This window comes from Actinobacillus genomosp. 1, from assembly GCF_029774175.1.
In the GTDB taxonomy this organism is placed as follows: domain Bacteria; phylum Pseudomonadota; class Gammaproteobacteria; order Enterobacterales; family Pasteurellaceae; genus Actinobacillus.
The window spans coordinates 754,593-777,028 of the sequence record NZ_CP103834.1 but is presented as its reverse complement, the minus strand read 5'-3'; the positions used below and the strand labels follow the sequence as shown (position 1 = coordinate 777,028).

At 38.6% G+C, this 22,436-nt stretch carries 15 protein-coding genes and 2 riboswitches; of the genes, 11 read left to right on the top strand and 4 right to left on the bottom strand.

What is annotated here, in order from left to right:
• Positions 1-205: 205 nt before the first annotated feature.
• Complete coding sequence (gene moaA, locus NYR63_RS03550; protein ID WP_279458221.1) at positions 206-1,228, bottom strand: GTP 3',8-cyclase MoaA; 1,023 nt, start codon at positions 1,226-1,228, stop codon at positions 206-208.
• A riboswitch (molybdenum cofactor riboswitch) is annotated at positions 1,217-1,405 on the bottom strand. Its footprint overlaps the gene before it by 12 nt.
• 181 nt (positions 1,406-1,586) lie before the next feature.
• On the opposite strand from moaA, the gene NYR63_RS03545 reads away from it, so the two are divergent.
• Both NYR63_RS03545 and torA read left to right on the top strand, forming a co-directional pair.
• Entirely contained in the window at positions 1,587-2,705 is a 1,119-nt protein-coding gene (locus tag NYR63_RS03545; protein WP_279458220.1) for a NapC/NirT family cytochrome c, read from the top strand.
• A 5-nt stretch (positions 2,706-2,710) separates the two neighbouring features.
• Positions 2,711-2,881: riboswitch (molybdenum cofactor riboswitch) on the top strand.
• A gap of 18 nt (positions 2,882-2,899) precedes the next feature.
• Positions 2,900-5,374 (top strand): trimethylamine-N-oxide reductase TorA, encoded by a 2,475-nt coding sequence (torA, locus tag NYR63_RS03540; protein ID WP_279458219.1) that lies wholly within the window; start codon positions 2,900-2,902, stop codon positions 5,372-5,374.
• Between the two features lie 138 nt (positions 5,375-5,512).
• Here the strand turns inward: torA and dld are convergent, their stop codons facing one another.
• Entirely contained in the window at positions 5,513-7,204 is a 1,692-nt protein-coding gene (gene dld / locus NYR63_RS03535) for a D-lactate dehydrogenase (RefSeq protein ID WP_279458218.1), read from the bottom strand.
• A gap of 103 nt (positions 7,205-7,307) precedes the next feature.
• Here dld and NYR63_RS03530 point away from each other — a divergent pair, with 103 nt between their 5' ends.
• From NYR63_RS03530 to NYR63_RS03505, 6 genes are all read left to right on the top strand, one after another.
• Entirely contained in the window at positions 7,308-7,712 is a 405-nt protein-coding gene (locus NYR63_RS03530; RefSeq protein WP_279458217.1) for a DUF423 domain-containing protein, read from the top strand.
• 371 nt (positions 7,713-8,083) lie between these two features.
• Positions 8,084-9,175 carry a 23S rRNA (cytidine(2498)-2'-O)-methyltransferase RlmM gene (gene rlmM, locus NYR63_RS03525; protein ID WP_279458216.1) on the top strand — a complete coding sequence of 364 codons (1,092 nt, stop codon included), beginning with the start codon at positions 8,084-8,086 and terminating at the stop codon, positions 9,173-9,175.
• Positions 9,176-9,284: 109 nt separating this feature from the next.
• A complete protein-coding gene (dapB, locus tag NYR63_RS03520) occupies positions 9,285-10,094 on the top strand; it encodes a 4-hydroxy-tetrahydrodipicolinate reductase (protein WP_279458215.1) in 810 nt (269 codons plus the stop codon).
• Between the two features lie 114 nt (positions 10,095-10,208).
• The gene (locus NYR63_RS03515; RefSeq protein ID WP_279458214.1) at positions 10,209-11,345 is read left to right on the top strand and encodes a methionine biosynthesis PLP-dependent protein; all 1,137 of its coding nucleotides are present in this window, start codon (positions 10,209-10,211) and stop codon (positions 11,343-11,345) included.
• 106 nt (positions 11,346-11,451) lie between these two features.
• Positions 11,452-11,988, top strand: coding sequence for a hypoxanthine phosphoribosyltransferase (gene hpt / locus NYR63_RS03510; RefSeq protein WP_279458213.1), 537 nt, complete (start codon positions 11,452-11,454; stop codon positions 11,986-11,988).
• A 97-nt stretch (positions 11,989-12,085) separates the two neighbouring features.
• Complete coding sequence (locus NYR63_RS03505) at positions 12,086-14,221, top strand: transglycosylase SLT domain-containing protein (protein ID WP_279458212.1); 2,136 nt, start codon at positions 12,086-12,088, stop codon at positions 14,219-14,221.
• Between the two features lie 105 nt (positions 14,222-14,326).
• On the opposite strand, the gene NYR63_RS03500 is transcribed toward NYR63_RS03505, so the two are convergent.
• The gene (locus NYR63_RS03500; protein WP_279458211.1) at positions 14,327-14,470 is read right to left on the bottom strand and encodes a hypothetical protein; all 144 of its coding nucleotides are present in this window, start codon (positions 14,468-14,470) and stop codon (positions 14,327-14,329) included.
• A gap of 53 nt (positions 14,471-14,523) precedes the next feature.
• The gene (glnS, locus tag NYR63_RS03495) at positions 14,524-16,194 is read right to left on the bottom strand and encodes a glutamine--tRNA ligase (protein WP_279458210.1); all 1,671 of its coding nucleotides are present in this window, start codon (positions 16,192-16,194) and stop codon (positions 14,524-14,526) included.
• A gap of 142 nt (positions 16,195-16,336) precedes the next feature.
• Between glnS and NYR63_RS03490 the strand changes: the two genes are divergently transcribed.
• The 3 genes from NYR63_RS03490 to NYR63_RS03480 are packed head-to-tail and all read left to right on the top strand — an operon-like array spanning position 16,337 to position 22,433.
• Positions 16,337-18,199 carry a dynamin family protein gene (locus tag NYR63_RS03490; RefSeq protein ID WP_347710367.1) on the top strand — a complete coding sequence of 621 codons (1,863 nt, stop codon included), beginning with the start codon at positions 16,337-16,339 and terminating at the stop codon, positions 18,197-18,199.
• Positions 18,200-18,259: 60 nt separating this feature from the next.
• Entirely contained in the window at positions 18,260-20,539 is a 2,280-nt protein-coding gene (locus NYR63_RS03485; protein WP_279458209.1) for a dynamin family protein, read from the top strand.
• Positions 20,532-22,433 (top strand): dynamin family protein, encoded by a 1,902-nt coding sequence (locus NYR63_RS03480; RefSeq protein ID WP_279458208.1) that lies wholly within the window; start codon positions 20,532-20,534, stop codon positions 22,431-22,433. Before NYR63_RS03485 ends, NYR63_RS03480 begins: the two co-directional genes overlap by 8 nt.
• The last annotated feature ends 3 nt before the right edge of the window (positions 22,434-22,436 follow it).

Genomic DNA, 22,436 nt, shown 5'->3' with positions numbered 1-22,436 from the left:
TGTCACTTTCTTTGCTTCGCCAAAGAAAGTAACCAAAGAAAGGCGACCCTACTTCACCGATTTTCTTCACTTAGTTGGAATTTGCTTAACGGAACATTTTAGATTCGCTACGCTCAAGAAAAATGTTCCTACAAATATCCAACACGTTCAGGCGGCTCAGAAGGGAACCCGATCAAGCGGTCTCTTTTTGCCAGATTTTTGCAATTTAGCCGCCGATTGAGGCGAGATTATTCCGAACGCCACTATCGCCGATATGCAAATAGTGATGCTCCCGCTTGCCTTGTAATGCCGCTTTTAGACGTGCTTCCAGTTGTGCTTGTTGGGTATCTTCCGAGAGTAAATCTCGCAAATTGATTCCTTCCTCGCCGAATAAGCAGAGGTGTAATTTACCGAGTGCCGAAACACGTAGGCGGTTGCAGCTGGCGCAGAAATTTTTCTCATACGGCATAATCAAACCGATTTCACCTTGGTAATCAGGGTGTGAAAGCACTTTTGCCGGGCCGTCTGATAACGCTTTCGGCTGTAATTGCCAGCCTTCTTGTAATAAGCGTTGCATTACTGACTGACCGGATAAATGTTGCGCTTTGAAAAAACTGTCCATTTCGCCGGTTTCCATCAGCTCAATAAAACGCATTTGAATCGGTTTATCTTTAATCCAAGCGAGGAATTTATCTAATTCGGGGGCAGTATATTGCTTCATTAATACCGCATTCACTTTGATTTTGCGGTAGCCGATTTCAAACGCTCTATCAATGCCTTTTAGGATCGATTGCAGCTTATTTTCGCCGGTGATTAGCTGGAATTGGCGTGTATCTAGGCTATCTACGCTGACGTTAATATCGGTAATACCGGCTTGTTGCCATAAGTCAATATCACGTTCCATACGATAACCGTTGGTGGTTAATGCCACTTTTTTGATGCCATTGGTTTGCGAAATGGTATGTGCAATTTCTAAAAAATCTTTACGTAAGGTCGGTTCGCCACCGGTAATACGCACTTTTTCCGTACCGAGATCAGCAAAAGCACGCACTACACGCTGAATTTCAGATACGCTTAAAAATTGTTGCTTGTGGGAAGGCGGTTTATAGCCGTCCGGCAGACAATAATTACAGCGAAAATTGCAGACATCGGTAATAGATAAACGTAAATAAACATATTGTCGTTCGAAGCGATCAATAAGCTGAGAAACATTATCCGTACCAACATTTTTAATTGGAATGGATTGCATTGGACACCTTTCTAAACACGAGAGGAACAACAATTTCTTGAAATTCCCTTGAATTAGCTACGTATAAGCTAATTACAGGCATTGCTACCATATTCTTACAAAAAGCGGTCGAATTTAACGAAAAATTCGTAAAACGACCGAGAAGTTAGGTTCACAAGCTCGGAGTCTGTTAATAAATGCTGTCATTCTAAAGTGCTAAAGCGTTTCATGCAATAGTCAGAAAGAAGTATCGTGCTTATTATCAACTTTAATTTACATACAAAATTGACGTTGTTTGATTTTGAACAAATAACACTTTTTTAGATGTGCTAGTCTTTTAACACTAAAGAGTTATTTTTATCAGTTGTGTGGGGAATTTATGTCTAAATTTAAATTATCGCTAGTAAGCGGCGTAGTTTGTGCGGTATTAGGCGCTGCGGCATTGTTTGGCGTACAGTCCGTAATGAAAGCAACCAGTTCAACCGAATTTTGCGTAAGTTGTCACTCGATGAGCCATCCGCAAGCGGAATGGGAGGGAAGTGTACATTTCTCTAATCGTAAAGGGATTCGAGCGGAATGTTCCGATTGTCACCTTCCTCAAGATGGTTTGCACTATGTAAAAGCTAAAGTGATTGCGCTAAAAGACATATGGCATACCCTTGTAACTAATAAATTACCTGATCAAGAAGCTTATGAAGCACATCGTTTGGAAATGGCGCAGCGTGTGTGGGAAGAAATGAAAGAAACCGATTCGGCGACTTGTCGCAGTTGTCATAGTTTCGAAGCGATGGCTCTTACCGAACAAAAAGAGGATGCGCAAAAAATGCATAAATTAGCGCAGGAAACTAATCAAACCTGTATTGATTGTCATAAGGGTATAGCTCACTTTATGCCGGAAATACAAGTGGATAATAGTGCGGCATTAGGCGAATTAACTAAGCACGCCGGACAATTCGGTACAAGCGATAAGACGTTGTATAACTTAGCTATGGCACCGGCAAAAACGGTACAAGGCGGTGAAATTCGCTTATTACCGTTTGCCGAATTACATCAGTGGAAACAAGACGGTGATAAAGTGTCCGGTATGATTAAAGGCTGGCAGCAGGTTGGGGCGGAAAGCGTACTTTATATGGGACTTGGTCAGCGTATTATGGTTGGTTTAGTCGGCGATGAAGTTAAAGATAAACTGACCGTACATCAAACCGTAAACGATAGTGTAACCAATTCGGATTGGAAAGAAGTAAGCGTTGAAGTTTCATTACCGAAAACAGCGGTAACTTCGGATCTGAATGCACTGAATAACTTCGGTAATAATTTAAATCAGATCCATTGTAGCGGTTGTCATGCACCGATTGGTGCGGATCACTATACGGCGAATCAATGGATCGGTGTAGTCAATTCAATGAAAGACCGTACGTCAATGTCAGCAGATGATGTACGTGCGGTTACGATCTATCTACAACGTAACGCAAAAGATATTGTAGGCAGTTCACACTAGTTTATTAACTTACCTGATACCGAGCTTGTGTGCCTAAGTCGCGGATAAGGGGTACAAGCCTGTGACAAGCGGTTAAAATTCAAAAAATTTTTGCAAAATCAGACCGCTTACCGCACCGGATAGTAAAGAAATGCGCTATCCCCTCGTGTTTAGAAAGGTGTCAAATTTAACTTAACTTTCAGAGGGTTATGCAGATGAAAACTCAAGAAAAAATTAATGCGGGTCGTCGTGGTTTTATTAAAAATACTTCGCTCGGACTTGCGGGGACATCTTTAGCGGGCGGTGGTGTCAATGCGTTAATTTCAACGGAAGCGGCGGCGGCAGAAATGCAAACTGTGATGACAGCAGCACACTGGGGGGCTTTAGGCGTTGTGGTTGAAAACGGCAAAGTGGTCAAATCCGGCCCGGCAATGCCTCCGTCAATTGAAAATGAACTACAAACGGTCGTACCGGATCAAGTACACGGTGAAACCCGTGTTAAATATCCGATGGTGCGCAAAGGTTATTTAGAAGGTAATAAAGATACCACTTTACGTGGCCGTGACGAATGGGTGCGTATTTCTTGGGATAAAGCATTTGAGTTAGTCGCAAACGAAATGAAACGTGTGCGTGATGCTCATGGTCCGAGTGCGATTTTTGGCGGTTCTTACGGTTGGTATAGTTCAGGTTCATTACATGCCGCACGTACATTATTACAACGTTATTTAAATATTACCGGTGGCTTTGTCGGCGTGAAAGGCGACTACTCAACCGGTGCAGCGCAGGTGATTATGCCGCACGTATTAGGCACGATTGAAGTGTACGAGCAGCAAACCAGCTGGGAAGTCGTGTTAGAAAATACGGATACTATCGTTCTTTGGTCGGCAAATCCGTTAAATACGCTCCGTATCGCATGGACTTCAACCGATCAACAAGGTTTGGAATACTTCAAAAAATTTAAAGAAAGCGGCAAACGGATTATCTGTATTGACCCGGTAAGAAGTGAAAGTTGCGAATATTTAGGCGCAGAATGGATTCCGGTTCATACAGGTACGGATGTGGCATTAATGCTAGGTATGGCTCATACTTTAGTCACTGCGGATAAACATGATAAAGAATTCCTTAAAAAATATACTAAAGGCTATGAACAATTTGAAAAATACTTGCTTGGTACGGAAGATAAACAGCCGAAAGATGCACAATGGGCAAGCAAAATTTGTGGCGTACCGGCGGAAACCATCAAAAAATTGGCATTAGAGTTACAAAGCAAACGTACGATGTTAATGGCAGGTTGGGGTATCCAACGCCAACGTCACGGTGAACAAAGTCACTGGATGTTAGTGACATTAGCGGCAATGTTAGGTCAAATCGGTTTACCGGGCGGTGGTTTCGGTTTAAGTTATCACTATTCGAACGGTGGTGCACCGACTGCAACCGGTGGTATTTTAGGATCAATTTCTGCAAATCCGGCAACTGAAGCGGGCGCAAAAACTTGGTTGGATGAAACTGCTAAATTCTCTTTCCCGCTTGCACGTATTTCCGATGCGTTATTAAATCCGGGCAAAACCATTGATTATAACGGCACGAAAGTGACTTATCCGGATATTAAAGTGATTTGGTGGTCAGGCGGTAACCCGTTTACCCATCACCAAGACACCAATACTTTAGTAAAAGCGTGGCAAAAACCAGACAGTGTGTTTGTTACCGAATGTCACTGGACACCAACCGCACGTATGGCGGATATTGTTTTACCAGCAACCACAAGTTATGAACGTAATGACTTAACTATGTCGGGCGATTATTCAATGATGAATATTTTCCCAATGAAGCAAGTTGTTCCGCCACAATTTGAAGCGAAAAACGACTACGATATTTTCGCAGAACTTGCAAAACGTGCCGGTAAAGAACAAGAATTTACCGAAGGTAAATCGGAAATGGATTGGTTAAAAGGTTTCTATCAAACTGCATTTGATGCGGCACGTAAAAACCGTGTATTAATGCCTAAATTTGAACAGTTCTGGGCGGATAACAAGCCGATTACCTTTAAAGCGACTGAAAAAGCGAAAAAATGGGTACGTTATGAAGAATTCCGTAACGATCCGTTACTCAATCCATTAGGTACACCATCAGGCAAAATTGAAATTTTCTCTGATGTAGTGGCGAAAATGAATTACGATGATTGTAAAGGTCACCCAACTTGGATGGAACACGAAGAGTTCGCCGGTAATGCAACTGCAGAAGCACCGCTTGCCTTAGTCACCCCACACTCAAAATATCGTTTACATAGTCAATTAGCTTACAGCTCATTGCGTAAACTTTATGCAGTAAATGATCGTGAGCCGGTATTAATTAATGCTGAAGACGCGGCTGCGCGTGGTATCGCAAACGGTGATATCGTGCGCATTTTCAATAAACGTGGTCAGGTGTTAGCGGGTGCAGTGGTAACAGACGGTATCATTAAAGGCACGATCGCGTTGCATGAAGGTGCTTGGTATGATCCGATGGATCTCGGTAAATCAGAACAACCGCTTTGTAAAAACGGTAACCCGAATGTGTTAACGCGTGATGAAGGTACATCAAAATTAGCTCAAGGTAATTCGCCGAATACCGCAACGGTACAAGTAGAGAAATTTACCGGCGTTGCACCGGAAGTAACGGTATTTAAAGAACCGAAATATACCCAAGCATAGCGTTATATAGTAAGTAAATAAAACGCACTAAAGTTAAATCTTTAGTGCGTTTTTCTTTATGTTTTAACTGAATGACAAGCGGTTATTTTTTCAAATTTTCTTGTAAAGAAAAAGCAAAAATAGACCGCTTGAAGCGTGCTATTTCCAGTATTTTTTCTTAGAAGTTTGCCCGATACCGACATTAAAGCTGTTAGTTGGGTCTAAGACTTTATAGAATTTACGTAACGTCGGTTTCGCTTCATATAAATGCCCGACGTTATGTTCTGCCGGATATTGCGCTCCTCGTTTATCCAATAAGGCTAACATTTCGTGTTCTAATGCGACGCAATCCACACCTTTTTTCACAATATAATCCTGATGGAATACGTGGCACATAAAATGTCCATAATAGAGTTTATGTAGGATTTTTTGATCGATTTCAGGCGGTAAGACCTCAAACCAATCTTGATCATTGCGACGTAATGCAATATCTAACGCAACAATGTCTTCCACCTCATTTTCGTGCGTTGCACGGTAACGAATTGCAGCGGAAGCTACCGCGAAACGGTGTAGCATTGCCGCTTGTGTTTCTACTGCATTACATTCGAAATAACCGCCTTTCTCACTCTCAGAAAAATATTGTTTTAAATATTCACGAGCTTCGGCAACACCGGTTCCGCCCATTTTCAGAATTAAATGATGCTCATATTTTTCACGATATTGCCATAAACTTTGCGGTAAATGTTCCGGTAAACGTTTGGATAACGCCTGCATAAATTTATCGCTTAAATGGTGAGGTAAAAATGAGAATTTTTTAGCGATACGGTCGGCATTAGCTTTTAAAGCAAATAATTTCGGTAACCAGTGCGTACCGAATTTTTTAATGACCCAGAAGGTGTCTTTACCGTAGCGAGCGGCAATATCGAACGCATCACGATGAATATATTCGCCGGAAATCGGTAATTGCTTAAAGTTAGCAAGCATATGGCGACGTAAATCGTTTAGAGTAGCGGTGTGGTTTGTACCGATATAGAACACAGCGGTCTGTTTTTCTAATGGGAATGTATCTAAACGAACGGCAAACACGGCTAATTTACCGGCACTACCGGAGGCTTCATAGTGGCGATTCGGGTCGGCATTAAAACGAGCGGGAGAGTCTTCATCAATTTTACGCACGTGATCACAATAAGTATGATCATGCCCTTTGCCGCAATTGAGTTTAATATCTTTGCGTTGATAACGATGATTTTGTAGATTTTCTAAAATTTCTTCCGGGGTTTCGCCTAAATCAATACCCAAATGATTTTTAAGTTCAAGTTCGCCTTGCTCATTCAATTGAGCAAATAAAGCCATTTCGGTATAAGCTGGACCACGTTGTACTAAAGCACCGCCGGAGTTATTACAAACGCCACCAATAACCGAAGCACCGATACAAGACGATCCGATAACGGAATGAGGTTCACGTCCGTGCGGTTTCAGTTTAATCTCTAAATCATTTAAGGTTGAACCCGGTAGGCATACTACTTGTTCTGCATCATTGATCAATTGAATGCCGTCCATTCTCATGGTATTGATAATGACGATCTCACGGTCGTAATCATTGCCGTTCGGCGTTGAACCGCCGGTTAAACCGGTATTGGCAGCTTGGTTAATCACGATTACATCGTGACGTACACAGGCTTTTAATACTCGCCAATATTCTAATAACGTTGCTGGACGTACTACGGCAAGTGCGTTACCCGTGCCGAAACGATAGCCGCTACGATAGGCTTCACTTTTAGCCGTATCGGTAATGATGTGTTGAGAACCAACGATTTCGGTAAGTTGTGGAATAAGTAAATGTGCAGACATACTAAGCCTCCTTGGTATAAAATTAACAAAATCATAACAAAAGATGGCTAAATGTGTAATAAATTTTATGCTATATTGAGTATTATTTTTTTAAGGAGAAATGATGAAAAATAAATTTATCTTATTTTCGGCAATCAGTGGTTTGTTTTGTATTGCTTTTGGTGCTTTCGCTTCGCACGGCTTGGCAAAAACATTAGATGCCAAAGCGTTAAGTTGGATTGATACCGGTATTCAGTACCAAATGTTTCACACCTTAGCTTTACTGGCTTTAGGTTTTTTCCAATTGGTCAATTCTGCACAAAATCCGCCCGCTTGCAGAGCAAAAGCCTTAAACATTATCGGCGGTAGTTGGATATTAGGTATTTTGTTATTTAGCGGCAGCTTGTATGCTTTAGCCCTATTCGGACAACGATTATTTGTATGGAGTACACCGCTTGGCGGCGTATTTTTTATGATTGGTTGGGCAGCGTTAATTTTTGTAAGTTTACGTGCTAAAAAAACCGCCTAATCGGTTAGAATAGGCGGAAAACATTGTTTTTTGTTTTATGGTGTCAGGTATTGACTTGCCAACGCAATCAACGCTAGAATGATTCCGACATCAATTTTGATTGACAATTGCAATTTACCTTCGTTACAGGTTAATTTAAATTGCATTTTATAGTTCCTGTCTAATGAGTTAATCAAAAGCAGGTCAAACGCAAAATCCCTGTTGCCGCAGGGATTTTTGCATTCTCCCTGCCACCTATTGTTTTCACATCACTGCAAAAACAACACCTGTTATTATATCCATATTGTGTTTTTAATCAATTACTTGTTTTTCCTATCAAAATAGTGTGTAAAACGCTATACTAATTACATTTTTCACTAATTAGAAAACCTATGAATAAACTAGCATTATATTGTCGAGCGGGCTTTGAAAAAGAGACTGCAGGTGAGATTACCGACAAAGCGGCACAACTTGGTGTATTTGGCTTTGTGAATTTAAAAGAAAATAGTGGTTATATCATTTTTGAGTGTTATCAAGCCGGCGATGCGGATCGCTTAGCAAGAGAATTAAAATTTGAACAATTGATTTTTGCCCGTCAAATGATTGTGGTCGGTAATATGTTACAAAATCTGCCTGTTGAAGATCGTATTTCACCGATTTTAGCCCAATACCAAGCGTTAAATCCTCGCCACAGTTCGGATATTTTTGTTGAAACGCCGGATACCAACGAAGCAAAAGAATTACTGACCTTTTGTCGTAAATTTACCGTGCCGCTACGTAATAGCTTGAAAAAGCAAGGCTGGTTAGGTAAATCAGAAAAAGCAAAAGGTAGTATTAGTTTACATATTTTATTTGTGCGCCCGGGCTGTTGTTATGTCGGTTATGCCTATAACGATAATAAATCGCCGTTTTTTATGGGAATTCCTCGTTTGAAATTCCCTGCGGAAGCCCCAAGTCGCTCGACTTTAAAATTAGAAGAAGCGATCCTTACTTTTATTCCGGAAGCGGAAGAGAAAAAACGCTTTACCGATGAAATGACCGGCGTGGATTTAGGGGCTTGCCCGGGCGGTTGGACTTATCAACTGGTTAAACGCGGCGTATTCGTGTATGCGGTGGATCACGGCAAAATGGCAGCAAGTTTGCACGAAACCGGACGTATTGAGCATTGTCCTGAAGACGGTTTTAAATTCCAACCGCCTAAACGTAAAACCATTGATTGGCTAGTGTGCGATATGGTGGAACAGCCAATGCGGATCAGTAAATTAATCGGTAAATGGTTGATTAACGGTTGGTGTCGAGAAACGATTTTCAACTTAAAATTACCGATGAAGAAACGTTATCAAGAAGTGCAGCTATGTTTAGCTTATCTTGAAGAAGAACTCGAAAAACAAGGTTTTTGGTTTAAAATTCAAGCGAAACATCTTTATCACGATAGAGAAGAAATTACCGTACATATTGCGGTAATGGGACGTAAACCGCAATAAGCAAAATCCAACATAAATAAGCGGTAAAATTTTCACAATATTTTGCAAATTTATGGCAAAATCAGACCGCTTATTTTAATAAGAACAAGACATTATAGAGGAAGACACAATGACATTAAAAATCGGAATCGTCGGTGCCGGCGGTCGAATGGGACGTAATCTGATTACTGCGGTACACAATGCGGAAGGCGTGGAGTTAGGAGCAGCATTTGAACGTAAAGGTTCAAGTTTAGTCGGTGCGGATGCCGGTGAAGTGGCGGGCATTGGTGCAACAGGGGTAAAAATCAGCGATGAGTTAAGCCAAAATACCAATTTTGACGTATTAATTGATTTTACCCGTCCAGAAGGTACGCTCGAACATATTAAATTTTGTGTGGCGAACGGCAAAAAAATGGTGATTGGCACAACCGGTTTTGATGATGCAGGCAAACAAGCGATTCAAACGGCGGCAGAGCAAATTTCGATTGTGTTTGCTTCAAACTATAGCGTTGGTGTGAACCTTGTATTCAAATTATTAGAAAAAGCGGCGAAAGTGATGGGCGATTATTGCGATATCGAAGTGATTGAAGCTCACCACCGTCATAAAGTGGACGCACCGTCCGGTACAGCACTATCAATGGGTGAACATATAGCAAAAACTCTTGGGCGTGATTTAAAAACGCACGGTGTGTTTGCTCGAGAAGGTATTACCGGTGAACGTAAACGTGATGAAATCGGCTTTGCCACTATTCGTGCCGGTGATGTGGTCGGCGAACACTCGGTATGGTTTGCCGATGAGGGGGAACGTGTGGAGATTGCCCACAAAGCCTCAAGTCGAATGACGTTTGCTAACGGTGCGGTACGTGCGGCAAAATGGTTGGAAAACAAACAAAACGGTTTATTCGATATGACGGATGTATTGGATTTGAATAACTTATAACTAATTGAAATATAAGAAAGAACACATTTAGAGTGTTTCTACTGGTACAATTGAGATAATTGAATTTAAGGGCGTACTGCTAGTGCGTCCTAATAAAGTATAAAAGGAATGAAGATGACCAAATACACCAATATTGAAACCACGTTAGTACAATTAGGTAACCGTACTGATCCTCGCACCGGTGCGGTAGCAACACCGATTATTTTATCAACCGCTTACGGCCGTGACGGTTTAGGCGAATCGACCGGTTGGGATTATACCCGTACAAAAAATCCGACTCGTGCCGTGTTAGAGCAAGGTATTGCTGATTTAGAGGGCGGTGATGCCGGTTTTGCAATGGCATCGGGTATGGCGGCAATTCAGTTAGTGATGTCGCTTTTCAAAGCACTGGACGAATGGATTATTTCAAGTGATGTGTATGGCGGTTCTTACCGTTTATTCGATTTCAGCCACAAACATCACAATACGGTAAAACCGGTTTATGTAAATACTGCGGATTTAGATGCGATTGAAGCGGCAATCACGCCAAACACCAAAGCGATTTTTGTCGAAACACCGTCAAATCCATTAATGGAAGAGTGTGATGTGGATGCAATTTCTAAAATTGCCAAAAAACATAACTTAATGTTAATTGTGGATAATACCTTCTTAACCCCGATTTTATTCCGTCCGATCGAACACGGTGCGGATATTGTGATTCATAGCGCAACGAAATACCTTTCCGGTCATAATGATGTGCTAGCCGGTTTAATCGTTGCAAAAGATTCGGAAGCAACCAAAAACGAAGCGGGTCAAAATCTTTCGGAACGTTTATTCTACTTCCAGAACTGTGCTGGTGCGGTGCTTTCGCCGTTTGATTCTTACCTTGCGGTGCGTGGCTTAAAAACCCTTGCTTTGCGTATGGAACGCCACCAATCGAATGCTACGGAATTAGCGAGATTCTTAAGCGAGCAACCGGAGATTGAGAGCGTACTTTATTCAGGTAAGAGCGGTATGCTTTCATTCCGTTTACAAAAAGAAGAGTGGGTACCGAAATTCTTAAAAGCGATTAAGTTGATTACCTTTGCGGAAAGTTTAGGCGGTACGGAAAGTTTTATCACTTATCCGTCCACTCAAACACATATGGATATTCCGGAAGCGGAGCGTATTGCACGAGGTATTACCAATAACTTATTGCGATTCTCAGTCGGTCTTGAACACGTTGAAGATCTAAAAGCGGATCTCCGTCAGTCATTCGAACAATTAAAATAAACAAAATTTTGGCATAACATTTCGGTGTTATGCCAAATTTATTTTGATTTTAAGATTGATTGTTATTATCATCATTTTTTATTTTTCTTAAAAGAGCTTAAATATTATGAAAAAACATCACGTTGAAACCCTTATTTCTCGCGAAGAAGTTCAATCTCGCATTATGGAACTTGCTAAAGAAATTAATCATCACTATGCACACGCACATTGCGAGAATTTGGTCGTAGTAGGGTTACTACGTGGCTCATTTATGTTTATGGCGGATTTAGTACGTTTAATTGATGTGCCGGTTGAGGTGGATTTTATTACCGCTTCCAGCTATGGTTCAGGCACGGAATCGAGTCGTGATGTGAAGATCTTAAAAGATCTTGATGGTGAAATTCACGGTAAAGACGTATTAATCGTTGAAGATATTATTGATACTGGTTTTACGTTAAGCAAGGTGCGTGATATTTTGAATTTACGTGAACCTCGTTCGGTGGCAATTTGTACATTATTGGATAAACCTTCCCGTCGTGAAGTGGATGTGCCGGTTGAATGGGTCGGTTTTGCGATTCCTGATGAGTTTGTAGTCGGTTACGGCATCGATTATGCACAAAAATATCGTAACCTTGACTTTATCGGCAAAGTTGTCATGGATTAATTACGTTCAGTTGCCGGAATTAGACCGCTTGTAGGAAACTTCAAGCGGTTTTTTATGCCTAACTTTCCCAAGTAAGGAGAAAAAGGAAGAAAAGATCATGTGGAAAAAAACATTTATAGCTTTATTAGTTGCTGCTTCAATAAATATAGGGGCGGAAGCAAAACAAAAAACAAAATTATACAGTGAAGCGGAAGTTGCTCAGCTACAAACCGAATTAGAAAAGAAATTAACGGATAAATGGCAGGCAGAACAACAAATCTCAGCAGAATTGGTTAGACAAAGAGCCTATTTTGAACAGCTGGAAGCAATTTTAAAATCTGCACAAGCGAAAAAGCAGCTGACTCCGGAAGCATTCGCTTTAAGTCGGAAACTTATTAATGCGCTGGCCGGCTATCCATTGGAAATGGAAGCAGAATGGGAACTACTGAAAACCAAGCTTGCAATGAAGCAAGTTACAGAACAAGAGATCTCCGCTTTTACTCAGAAATATCCGAATTCGATTTATCAAAAACGCTTGAGCCAATTACCGTTTGAGCAATTGTATCAAGCGGCGAAGTGGACGGAATTGCTCGAATATGCCAAAAAAGTGACGCCGGAAGGCAATGAAAATCAGTGTCGAGTGTTTTCTGCGCAATATCAGTTATTTGCCAGTCAAATGCAGATCAATCCTGAAGCCGAACAAGCAACACAAAGCAAGAGCTCGGTAGATACAGCGGCAAATAGCGTAATAACTGATTTACTCGGACAGTTTGAAAAATTTTGGCTAAAAACGACCGAATTACCGCAAACTTGTGCCGATATTGAAGCTTATTGGCGTGATCAGGGTGGTAAAACAGCGGATAAAATTCGCTTAAAAGCAGTTGAATTATTTAAACAAAATTCACCCAAAGGTTTGGAAATTTTGGGGTTAAATAATCAAGATTCAGAACTTGCTTTATGGCTTAGCGAAGTAAGTAAATTGCAGAATAACGTAAACTATTTACAAAATTTTATCGAAAATCAACCGCTTACCGAATACAATAAAGCATTAGTTATGCTTACTTTTCCTAAGTTGTTGAAATCATTAGCCGAAGATATGCCGTCTCCAAATTTTGCACCTTATCAAACTTGGGCGGAAAAATGGCAACTCACAGCGGCTGAGTTACAAGAGTGGAAAACAGCGTTTATCAGCCGCTTTTTTGATAACCAGTCGGCTGACTGGCAACTTTGGCGTGATAATGAGATTCAAACGTTAAAAGCCGATAATCTGACCGAGCGTCGCCTACGTATGGCGTTGTGGAAAAAAGAGCAACTGGAAGTATGGCTTGCGTTATTATCAGATGAGGCTAAACAAAAAGCGGAATGGCGTTACTGGCTAGCAAAAACTGAAAAAGATCCACAAAAACGTGCACAACAATTTACAGACCTTGCAAAAGAACGTGGTTTTTATCCGATGCTAGCCGCTCAACAATTAGCTAAAGTTTATCAGTTTGAACAACCGGCAGTAAAACCGCTAACGGCAGAGCAAATCGCACAATTTACCCCGCAATTTATGCGTATAAAAGAATGGCGTGCGCTTAATCGCTTCGAATCCGCTAAAGGGCTATTGGTTGAATGGTTGAAAGGATTATCATTTGAGGAACAACTTGGATTAAGCGAATATGCCAAACAGCAAGACTGGTATGATTTAGCCGTTGAAGCAACGATTCAGGCAAAGGCATGGGATTATATTGATTTACGCCTGCCGAATGCTTATACGCAATGGTTTGATTTGAATCTTACGGAAAATGGGGTGGCTAAAACTTTTGCAATGGCAATCGCTCGTCAAGAAAGCGCTTGGAGTAGTCAAGCTAAGTCACACGCTAACGCAATGGGGCTAATGCAGATGTTACCGAGTACGGCGGCATTAACAGCGAAAAATATCGGATTGCCGTTTGAGAACGATAAAGATTTGTTTGATCCGCTTAGAAATATTATGTTGGGTACGGCACACTTAAATGAGTTAAATGTGAAGTATCCGAATAACCGTATTTTAATTGCAGCGGCTTATAATGCCGGTGCAAGTCGGGTAGAGAAGTGGTTGGCTCGCAGTAACGGTACGCTGGCGATGGATGAATTTATCGCCTCAATTCCGTTTTATGAAACGAGAGGTTATGTGCAAAACGTGCTGACTTACGACTATTATTATCAAATGTTGCAAGGCACACAAACCAAACAGATGTTTTATAAAGAGGAATGGCAAAAACAGTACTAATAAGCCGGTTATTTTTTGATACCAATAAAACAAGCGGTTAAATCCTTCGGATTTTTTACAAAATCTTCTGAAAATTTAACCGCTTGTTTATATATAAATCAGCGATTAGTTTAATGAAAACTCTTTGCTGGTCGATTCGTATTTAATCCCTGAATGAGACCCTTCCGCACCGTTAAAATAAACGTTTTTAGATTGCGAACAAGCACTGATTGCTAAAATGCTTGCCACTAACAAAATCACTTTTTTCATATTACCTCGAATATTGTAAAAAAGCGGTCATTTCTGACCGCTATCATAAAAAATTAAGCCGTAAAGCCTTCTTTTAAACTTACGGTTAAGTTGAACACTAGATTTTCAGCCGAACCGTCTTTACTGTCTAAACAGTAATAACCTTCACGTTCGAATTGGTATCCTTGTTCCGCTTTCGCATTAACGAGGCTCGGCTCAACGAAACCGTGTTTGATAACCAATGATTCCGGGTTTAATACTGCGTTAATATCGTCTTCCGCTCCCGGATTCGCTACCGTGAATAAGCGGTTGTAAATACGGAATTCTGCCGGTTTGTTATCCTCTGCGGATACCCAGTGAATTACCCCTTTCACTTTGCGACCGTCAGACGGATTTTTACCTAACGTTTCCGGATCGTAACTACAGAAAATGGTAGTGATTTTACCGTTTTCATCTTTTTCTACACGCTCTGCTTTAATCACATAAGCATTACGTAAGCGCACTTCTTTGCCTAATACTAAACGTTTGTACTGTTTATTCGCTTCTTCACGGAAGTCCGCTTCATCGATATAAAGTTCACGAGTAAAGGGTAAATCACGCTCGCCTAATTCCGGACGATTCGGATGATTTGGTGCTTTTAAGATTTCTTTGTCGCCAAAGTTTTCAATCACAACACGAACTGGGTTGATTACCGCCATTGCACGTGGTGCGTTTTCGTTTAAATCTTCACGAATACAGGCTTCAAGTGCAGAGTATTCCACCACATTATCTTGTTTGGTCACACCGATACGGCGGCAGAATTCACGTAATGAAGCAGGGGTATAACCACGACGACGTAAGCCTGAAATAGTCGGCATACGTGGGTCATTCCAACCGTCCACCGTACCGTCTGTCACCAATTTTAATAATTTACGTTTAGACGTGAGAGTGCCTTCTAAATTTAAACGAGAAAATTCGTATTGGTGCGGTAATGGACGCTCAATAGAAATATTTTCAAGTACCCAATCGTATAAACGGCGGTTATCTTGGAATTCAAGCGTACATAACGAGTGAGTAATGCGCTCAATCGCATCCGAAATACAGTGAGTAAAGTCGTACATCGGATAGATGCACCATTTATCACCGGTTTGGTGATGGTGAGCAAATTTGACACGGTAGATTACCGGGTCACGCATTACGATAAATGGCGATGTCATATCAATTTTGGCACGTAAACATGCTTTGCCTTCTTCAAACTCACCATTTTTCATTTTTTCAAATAACGCTAAGTTTTCTTCCACACTACGATCACGGTACGGGCTGTTTTTACCCGGTTCGGTTAATGTGCCACGGTATTCACGCATTTCCTCCGGCGAGAGTTCATCAACATAAGCTAAACCTTTGTTGATTAACTCAATTGCGTAGCCGTAAAGTTGGTCAAAATAGTCGGATGCATAACGTGGTTCACCTTCCCATTTAAAACCTAACCATTCCACGTCTTGTTTGATTGAATCAACGTATTCGACATCTTCTTTTACCGGGTTGGTATCATCAAAACGTAAATTACATTTACCTTGATATTCTTGGGCAATACCAAAGTTTAAACAGATAGATTTTGCGTGACCGATATGTAAATAGCCGTTCGGCTCAGGTGGGAAACGAGTGTAAACGTTATTGTGTTTACCGCTTTTTAAATCTTCATCAATAATATGGGTAATAAAATTCGCACGGGTTTCCGGCGCATTTTCTAAAATTTCTTCTGTCATAATTGTTCTCTGTTGCCTTTAAATAAAAATAACAGAGTATTCTACACCGTATTGCGAATTTCATAAAGCGACAAACGGCGAGAAATAAAAAAGCGGTCGAATTGTTTGCAAAATTTGCAAGAAATTCAGTCTTCTTTAAGATATAATCCTTGATCTATATTTCTTATCGGAGATACTCTATGCCAACCAACCAACCAACCAACCAACCAACCAACCAACCAACCAACCAACCAACCAACCAACCAACCAACCAACCAACCAACCAACAACCTCTATAATATTAACACAAACCGTCTTTCTTAATTATTTAGAACAAGTAAAATCGCTTACGCAGCAAGTTGATCTTGCTGATAATGGACTTTTAGCTTTAACTGACAATATTCAGAAAACAGAACTTATCGTACCTGTTGTTGGTGGATTTAGCGCAGGCAAAAGTACGCTTATTAATTCATTTCTTGGAGAAGATATTCTCCCAACCGCAATTACGCCTGAAACGGCATTAGCCACAGAGCTTCGTTACAACCTAACTAATTATATTGAAGCAATTACATCAAATGATGAAATTGTTACCTACCAAATTTCACAACTCCAAGAGATTAAAGATAACGCTCAACAGTTTAAATTTTTACGTTTATTTCTTAACAATCAAAATTTAGCTGAAATTCAACCGCTTGTATTAGTTGATATGCCAGGGTTTGATGCGCCGATTGCAAATCATCGTAATGCAATTTTGGAATACCTTAACCGAGGCTCGTATTTTATTTTCTTAACTAGTGTAGAAGACGGAACGATTACCCGCACAATGCACCAAGAAATTAAGAATTTACGTCTATTTGGTAAAGGTTTTTCTTTTTGTTTAAGTAAAACTAATTTACGAGCGCTTTCTGATGTACAAAAAGTACAACAGACAATCCAAACGGAGTTAAAAAATTATTATCACTTTGAGCAAGATGTCGTCTTGCTTAATGATAATGGTGGAGAAAATCTTAAGCAGATTCTTACTGCTATTCAGCCTGAAGCACTATTTAAATCGATTTTTATTGATGCACTAAAAGACAACTATTTTAGCAATGACGAAAGTTTACAACTTATCATTTCTGCATTGAAATCAAGTAAAGAAGAGGGCAATGAGGCTATTCAAACATTACAAAACAGTATCCAAAAACTATTAACTAAAAAAGAAAAAGCAATTAAGGAAATTGAAGATCGTTATTCGCAATACGGTATTGATACGATAGCAGATAGAGTAGGGCAATCTGTATTAAATCAACGAGAGCATTTAATTTCTTTAGCGTTAAATAATTCGTCTGAATTTCAACGAGTCCTCAATGATACTGTACAAAATAACTTATTAGCGGAAGTAAAAGGACGAATTCAAGAAGTAAGCAGTGATCTACTCAGTGATTTTCGCTTTGAGCTACAAAGCAATTTCGCAACCGCTTCAATATCAGGTTTTCAATTCGATGAGAGTTTTGTGAATCGTATATCAGGAGGTATAGAAAAACTCCTACAAAATGCCCACTCTGGAACATTCGTGTTATCAGAAAGACCTGATTTTCTAAATGGATTGGGCAATATTTCTAAAGTTCTTACTTCTATTGTGGGGCTTACCACGACGATTGTAGCACCAGTGGCGAAAATTGCTTTAGCATTTTTGCCCGACATTATTGGCTTTTTTACGCAAAGTTCCAAAGAAGAACAGTTATATCGCCAGCAACAAGAGCAACGTTCAGCCGTAGAGAAGCAAATTTTGCTAGATATTGTGCCACAAATTAAAAGCAGAATTCGTCAAGAACTACCACTATTATTTAAACAGAGTATGGCGCAATTAATTCAACAAATTGCTACACAATTTGAAGATCAATTAGCACAAAAACAAACAGAAGTTAAGCAAGCGATCGCAAAAAAAGAAGCAAAAACAGCAGAAATTAATGATCGAATTGCACAACTTAATGAAGTTAAAACTGAATTATCTCATTTAGCAAAATCAGTGTTTTTTGCTTAATGAGCAAATTTTACAGGCGGTCTAATTTTATCATTTTTTTACTAAAATAAGGATTGTAATATGAATCAAAATATTTCCCAACAACTCGTAGAATTTAATAATAAACTTTTAACATTTTTAACTGCGAAAAACCTCAATGAGGTTGTTGAAATTCAAAATAAGAAATCTGAATGCCACATTACAGAAAGTAAAGAGTTACAAGCAAGTTTAGATGAAGTAAATAATATTGATCGCTTATTACGTATCGGGATTATTGGGCGAGTAAAAGCAGGAAAAAGTTCGTTACTTAATGCTCTCGTATTTAATGGCAGAGATGTCTTGCCTAAAGCTGCCACACCAATGACAGCCGCATTAACTCGTATGGAATATAGTGAAAATGTGCGTGCAGAAATCGAATTTTATGATCAGGCAGATTTAGATTTATTAGCTGAAAAGAGTCATAACTACGAAGAAGAGTTTAATAAGATCAAAACAAAACATTTATTAGAATTAAAGCAAGAAAATACAGGCCTAAAAAAATTAAGTCACCTATTAGAAGCTCGTTCACTAAAAGAAATGGAACAATTAGCAAAGAATTTTGCTCGTACTGAAATGGAAAAATCTATTGAATTATCATCTGCATACGATCAGTATCAGCGCATTAAGTCTTCTCAAACTTCATTAGCAGAACTCACACAAAACGAAATTACAGCATCTTCTACGGAAGATTTAATGGGCAAATTACACCAATATGTCGGCTCAGACGGCAAATATATGCCTTTTACTAAATCCGTAAAACTCTATATTCCAGAAGAAGGATTAAAAGGGTTAGAAATTGTCGATACACCTGGGGTAAATGACCCTGTGCAATCACGTGAACAGCGTACAAATGAATTTTTAGCACAATGTGATGTAGTATTAGTTATTTCACCAGCAGGTCAGTTTTTAAGTAGTGAAGATATGGAATTAATGGGGCGTGTAACCGCTAAAAATGGTATCCAAGAAGCTTATATTATTGCTAGTCAAATAGATAGCCAATTATTTGGTAGTGCTAAAGGGAATAATATTAGCCCTAGATCTACTTTAGAGCATATAACACAAATTTTAAATCTGCATACGGAGGGTGTATTCTCTAAGATTAATGCTCCAGAAATGCAAAATATGGTTGAGTTATATCGAAAAAATAGTGTTATTTGTACTTCCAGTGTGGCATTTACAATGTTGCAAACATTCAATAAACAAACTGAATGGGATAATAATACGCAAAAGGTTTGGGAGAACCTGAACCAACATTATCCTGATTTCTTTAGTGATAAAGACACCGCTAAAATTATGTTGGAAGAGTTAAGTAATATTGAAAAAATCAAACAAATTTTAGTAGATGTGCAAAATCGTAAAGAAGAAATACAGATAAAAAAGCAAAAAGATTTAGTAACAGCAACGATTAAAAATTATCAAGAATTTACTACTGCAATTTCTGATTATATTGCAGATAGAATTGATGAAATTAATTTTAGTAATATAGAAAATAAACGCCAAGAATTACATAGTTTTAAAGAGCAGAAAGAAGAATATCATTTTTCTCTTGATGAAAATTATCGACGTGCAATTTTACATTTCGAAGAGTGTGAAGGCTTTTTGGCTGAGACTCTTGATAGAGAAATAAAAGGATTCTCAGAAACTAATAAAATTCGTACGGAAAGTAGTTATGAAACTCGTTATAGAGAAAATAATGGCTTGACAAATTTATGGGGGCTATTTGGGGATAGATATACAAGTTATGAGGTACAGGTAGAAAAAGATGTGATTAATGCCAGTGCTGTTAGAGATTATATTCAAAACCTTCGTAGTAATATTTCAAATAAATTAAAGAAAGCTGCAAGAAACCATAGAACAGAATGGGAAGATACTGTTGTATCTAATATTTTCAGTGGAATTAGAGATGTGAATAGGAACTATCCTAATTGTGAGCGTTTAAAACGTACACAAGTTAATAATACAGTTCAAGCTATATTTCGACAAATTAAAGTAGCTACGTTTACTATAAATGATTCTTTGCCAGAAAGTTTAAATAAATCAGGAACACTAAAAGATAATGATGCAAGACAGTTTAACGAAGATGCATCTTCCTATATGTATAAGAATTTTATACCTTTGATTAATTCTGATATTGAGCAATATACCAGTTCGAATATTGAAAATTTAAAAAATTTCGATTTATCTAATGGTATTTTAAATTCATTAGAAAAACAAATTTCTCAGCTTATCTATGAAATCGAAAATAAAGAGGAATTTATTGAACGTTATAAAAGAATGAATAAAGATTTATCAAATTTAAAAGTGGAGATCCCAAATGCGTAATGAGTTACAAACCATTATAGAACAACTAGAGCAAACTTCTCGTGTTGGTTTTTTATTTGGCAAAGGGAAAGTCGTTCAACAAACCACTTCCCAATTAGCTCAAGTAGATGCATTTATTTCTGCATTAGAAACAGATAAAGAAAGTTTATCCTCTAACCTTTCTAATACAAAAGAGCAATTATCTCAATCGGAATCTAATTTAGAGCAAACACAAGTTAATCTAAAGATAACTGAAAACAAATTTTTAGAGCAAAGTGATACTTTAGAAAGTGTTAGACGTTCATTAAAGAGAAAGGAGAAAGAATTTGATGAACTTGATGATGAGTTATTCGATACACAAGGAGAATTGAATACTACGAAAAAAGACCTAAAAGAAACCCAAAATAAATTTGAATTTCTTCAAGAAGAACATAATGTGTTATCGGAAGAACACGAATATTTGAAAAGCGACTTTAAAAAGTATCGTGAAAATACAATATTACGAGAGCAATTAGTAGGGACACTAATTTCAGCAAAAAATGAAAGTCCTCATTTATTAGCATTTAAGAACATTCTACAAAATGATTTCTTAGCATTTGCAGCAAAGGAATCCTCATTGGAAGATGAAGCAGGGGCTTTGCTCAAATTACAACAGATTGCAAATGAATTAGAAATTGTGAGTGCATTCCCTGAATTTCACTCAGCAAGAACTATTGCAGTTGGTGGTGGTTTTAGTGCGGGTAAATCTGAATTTATCAGCAGTTTTTTCAGTGATAAATTGATGAAATTACCTAGTTCCATTGAACCTACTACAGCAATTCCAACTTATGTAGTGAATAGCAAAGGTAAGAAAAATCAACTTATTGGGGTAAATAAAACTGGAGGAACAGTCAATTTAACAGAAATTGATCCTAATTTATCACATAAACTTAACCACCAATTTATTCAGTCTTTTAAGTTTAAGTTGAAGGATATTATGCCTTATATGTTTTTAACAACTAAATTGGCGTATAAAAATATTTGTTTTGTTGATACACCTGGATATAACCCAAATTCATCAAAAGGTTCACATACTGAAGATGATAGTGTGATTGCAAAGGAATATGTTAAAGATGCTGAAGCACTCATTTGGTTAGTTGGTGCTGATGCTAATGGAACAATTCCTCGTACAGACATTAACTTCTTAAAAGAAGTATTAGGTACTAACAAAAAGCCTGTTTATTTTGTGTTGAATAAAGCGGATTTAAGAGCCGAAAGTGATGTTAAGAAGATTCAGGAAGAATTTGTAAGGGTATTAAAAGATGCCAATATCCGATATGACGGTATTTCGGCTTACAATTCTATTGAAGGCAAAGAATTAACTTTTTATCAAAAGGGGAAAAAATTGGGTGACTTTCTAACTTCATTAGATCGTTCTTCTAATAAGCAAACAGAAATTCTACGTAAATTATATGAAGTGGAAACAAGTTATCAATTTGCGATTAAAAAGGAAATCAAAGAACGAAAAGCACTGGCTGAAGCATTAGATGATATTTCGTTTAATTTAAATATGGCAAACTTTAAGAGAGGAAATCATAAAATCTATGATCAACTTGATGAAATTTCTAGCCGTTTTACTACTAATCTATTAGAAGATCATCTAAATCAGCTCAGTAAACTAATGGATGAGTTTACATTAGTGATTAACAATCTTTTTGGTAAACGTTCTTCAGTAAAACGTCCGAATATTGATATGGATAAAATTGAAATTGAAGCATTTGATTTTGAGTTGGAAGCAGTAGAGGATGAATCAGAAGAAAATAAATCAGAAGAAAATGAATTAAGTGCTGGAGAAAGTGAATTAAATAAAAAAGTAGATCCGCTTTCATCTTTATACAGCAATATTTGGCATTTATTCGGTGGGGTAAAATCATAAAAA

Bases quoted from the DNA above. Each gene is read 5' to 3' on its own strand.
- moaA (WP_279458221.1), bottom strand. From the start codon at position 1,228: ATGCAATCCATTCCAATTAAAAATGTTGGTACGGATAATGTTTCTCAG.
- NYR63_RS03545 (WP_279458220.1), top strand. From the start codon at position 1,587: ATGTCTAAATTTAAATTATCGCTAGTAAGCGGCGTAGTTTGTGCGGTA.
- torA (WP_279458219.1), top strand. From the start codon at position 2,900: ATGAAAACTCAAGAAAAAATTAATGCGGGTCGTCGTGGTTTTATTAAA.
- dld (WP_279458218.1), bottom strand. From the start codon at position 7,204: ATGTCTGCACATTTACTTATTCCACAACTTACCGAAATCGTTGGTTCT.
- NYR63_RS03530 (WP_279458217.1), top strand. From the start codon at position 7,308: ATGAAAAATAAATTTATCTTATTTTCGGCAATCAGTGGTTTGTTTTGT.
- rlmM (WP_279458216.1), top strand. From the start codon at position 8,084: ATGAATAAACTAGCATTATATTGTCGAGCGGGCTTTGAAAAAGAGACT.
- dapB (WP_279458215.1), top strand. From the start codon at position 9,285: ATGACATTAAAAATCGGAATCGTCGGTGCCGGCGGTCGAATGGGACGT.
- NYR63_RS03515 (WP_279458214.1), top strand. From the start codon at position 10,209: ATGACCAAATACACCAATATTGAAACCACGTTAGTACAATTAGGTAAC.
- hpt (WP_279458213.1), top strand. From the start codon at position 11,452: ATGAAAAAACATCACGTTGAAACCCTTATTTCTCGCGAAGAAGTTCAA.
- NYR63_RS03505 (WP_279458212.1), top strand. From the start codon at position 12,086: ATGTGGAAAAAAACATTTATAGCTTTATTAGTTGCTGCTTCAATAAAT.
- NYR63_RS03500 (WP_279458211.1), bottom strand. From the start codon at position 14,470: ATGAAAAAAGTGATTTTGTTAGTGGCAAGCATTTTAGCAATCAGTGCT.
- glnS (WP_279458210.1), bottom strand. From the start codon at position 16,194: ATGACAGAAGAAATTTTAGAAAATGCGCCGGAAACCCGTGCGAATTTT.
- NYR63_RS03485 (WP_279458209.1), top strand. From the start codon at position 18,260: ATGAATCAAAATATTTCCCAACAACTCGTAGAATTTAATAATAAACTT.
- NYR63_RS03480 (WP_279458208.1), top strand. From the start codon at position 20,532: ATGCGTAATGAGTTACAAACCATTATAGAACAACTAGAGCAAACTTCT.